Source organism: Butyrivibrio sp., from assembly GCF_024699075.1.
Map to the genome: position 1 here is coordinate 1 of NZ_JAILQF010000317.1, position 2,722 is coordinate 2,722.

The following is a 2,722-nucleotide window of genomic DNA, read 5'->3' on the forward strand; positions in this document are numbered from 1 at the left end:
TACTATTACTCATGCAAGAGGCGAAATAATCCTCTTTTCAGACGAAGATATCCTTTACAGAGAAGGATATAAGGAAGATATACTTAAGGAATTTGCTGCTCATCCCGAAGCAGACATGATTCTTTTTAATATGAAACAGTCAGAGGGGCGCGAGACCTATTACAACAAGAATTTCGGACGCGTCCACTGGTACAACTATGGCAGATACCCCGCTTACAGTATCGCAGTAAGAAGGGATAAGCTTCTTAAAAGCGGCGTTACCTTCTCCCAGCTTTTTGGTGGAGGAGCAAGATACTCAAACGGTGAGGATTCTCTTTTCCTAAAGAATTGTCTTGATAAAAAAATGAAGATCTACCATACCAACATAACACTTGGTAAAGAGATTCAGCGTAAGTCCACCTGGTTTGAAGGTTATACTACAAAGTTCTTCTATGACAGAGGAGTCTTGTACCACTACCTTTATGGCCGCATGGCCATGATCCTTGGTTTCAGGTTCATATATAAGAACAGGGGACAGATGGTCAAGGACAGGACTTTTAGAGAGTGCTTTAAGATCTTTGCAGATGGAGTAAGAAACGCAGAGAAGTAAGGACTTTCTGAAAAAAGTATTAAAAATAGTTATATTAAAAATAGTTATATTAAAAATCATATTAAGGAGGAGATATTTGAATGTGGGTTTATCTCCTTTTGACCCTTTTGACTATAGGTCTTGCCTTTAACATAAGGAAGGCAGAACCTGAATCAAACGGGCAATACGTTTACATTTACAAAGGCATAAGCCGTCAGCATGTGCTGAATATTATAAGCATGGTGAGTATCTTCATCATGCTTTTTGCGGTGTCTGCGCTTAGACTTAATGTCGGCAATGACTACGCCAAATACACGAATTTTATGCATCTGATATATTCAAATGCATATGTACCGACAGAGATAGGCTTCAATATCCTTGTATGGGTTATCTACTTTTTAAGCGGGTATGAGAACTATTTATTGGTATTTGCAATATTTGCATTTATCACAATACTTCTCTTTTTATATGCAATGAACGAGCTAAGCGAGTCATTTCGCTGGTCATTTGTAATGTTCATGCTCCTTACCTACTATTTCCAGACTTTGTCTACGGTAAGGTATTACCTGGCACTTGGAGCAGCTCTTCTTGCCCTTGTCTATATCAAAAAAGGCGACTGGCCAAGGTTTATATTCGTAGCACTTCTTGGAGCATGTTTTCACAAATCACTTCTTGTAATACTTGTCTTATATCCAATATGCTGCATCAAGTGGAAGAGATGGATGGTCATGACTGCAGGAATTATGTGCCTTAGCTTTCTGTTTCTTCAGGACTATTATTTAAAACTGCTTCTTATCGTGTACCCGTCCTATAAGGATACTGACCTTCTTGAAGGCGGAACAAGTTACATAGCTATAGCAAGATGCGTTGTGGTGCTGGTCTTTGCCTTCCTTTATAGAGACAGGATCAAAGACAGTAAGATGAACATAATATATGTTAAGTGCAATACCCTTGCCCTTCTTCTATATGTGTTCTGCAGTTTCATACCTGTAATATCAAGAATAGGTTATTATCTTACGATCACACAGATACTCCTTGTTCCTGCGATTCTTGAATCTGTAGAAGATGAGACAAGAAAGAAGATCTATAAGCTGGTATTTTTGATCGTATGTATTTTGTATTTCCTCATATTTATGTGGAAACAGGCGCCGGCAGACGGAGTAAGGATACTTCCTTATGACACCTTCCTTTTAAATGATATGGTGCCACTTGAATATGAGATACTTGACTAGAAAATGAGATAATTAACTTGAATACGAGATACTTGACTAGAAAATGAGATAATTAACTTGAAAATGATACACTTGACCAAATCATTAAGACTACAAGAATGCTATATGTGAAGACTATTTCTTTTTCTGGAAGAAATAAATTGGAATAAAAATTTAGAGGACAAATATGGGAGTCTTTTTTCAGATCATTGTTGTCAGCTTTAATGCTGGCGACAACCTTCTAAATACAATAAAAAGCATTAAAGATCAGACCTTTGATTCCTGGAAGGTCATTATTAAAGACGGCCTTTCTACGGATGGGTCCCTTGATAAAATTAAAGAAGAGCTTCAAATTGATGAAGCTACAGGAAGATCCAAGGACGAAAAATTTCTTCTTATATCCGAGAAGGATTCTGGAATCTATGATGCCATGAATACAGCTTTAAATGCAATGTCATTTGAAGACGAGGATTCATATGTTTACTTTCTTAACTGCGGAGATTATCTAAAGGATAAGGATACTCTTCAAAAGATTCATGATGGCATAATTCAAAAAGAACCGGATCAGGACCAAAAGCACATATTCTACGGTGACATCTATGAAAGAATGACAGGGCAGGTAGTTGCATCAAATCCTAGGATGGATGATTTTGCCTGCTATCGTAATGTCCCATGTCATCAGGCCTGCTTTTATCAAAAGAAGCTTATGATGGCTGAGCACTTTGATACCACCTGGCACATAAGAGCTGATTACGAGCATTTCTTAAGATGCGTATACATAGACAAGGCAGTTACTACCTATATTCCTGTAACGGTTGCTGACTATGAAGGAGGCGGCTATTCAGAAAGCGGTAATGCAGCCAAGGTTTCAGAGCGTGAGAGAAAGCAGATAGTTGAGCGCTATATGCCAAAGGGTAAAGTCTTAAAGTATGACATTATAAGA

Annotated in this window: 3 protein-coding genes; all 3 read left to right on the plus strand. The window is 37.9% G+C overall.

The genetic code is table 11. The features are described from left to right. Nucleotides 1-589 (plus strand): glycosyltransferase family A protein (locus K6G87_RS12675; protein WP_296837850.1); only part of this gene is annotated, 589 nt, incomplete at its 5' end. A gap of 80 nt (nt 590-669) precedes the next feature. Continuing rightward, nucleotides 670-1,800 carry an EpsG family protein gene (locus K6G87_RS12680; protein ID WP_296837853.1) on the plus strand — a complete coding sequence of 377 codons (1,131 nt, stop codon included), beginning with the start codon at nt 670-672 and terminating at the stop codon, nt 1,798-1,800. Between the two features lie 166 nt (nt 1,801-1,966). Further along, on the plus strand, nt 1,967-2,722 hold a 756-nt coding region (locus tag K6G87_RS12685), incomplete at its 3' end, for a glycosyltransferase (protein WP_296837855.1).

What these genes read in the sequence shown, in the direction of transcription:
- K6G87_RS12680 (WP_296837853.1), top strand. Translation starts at nt 670, where the DNA reads ATGTGGGTTTATCTCCTTTTGACCCTTTTGACTATAGGTCTTGCCTTT.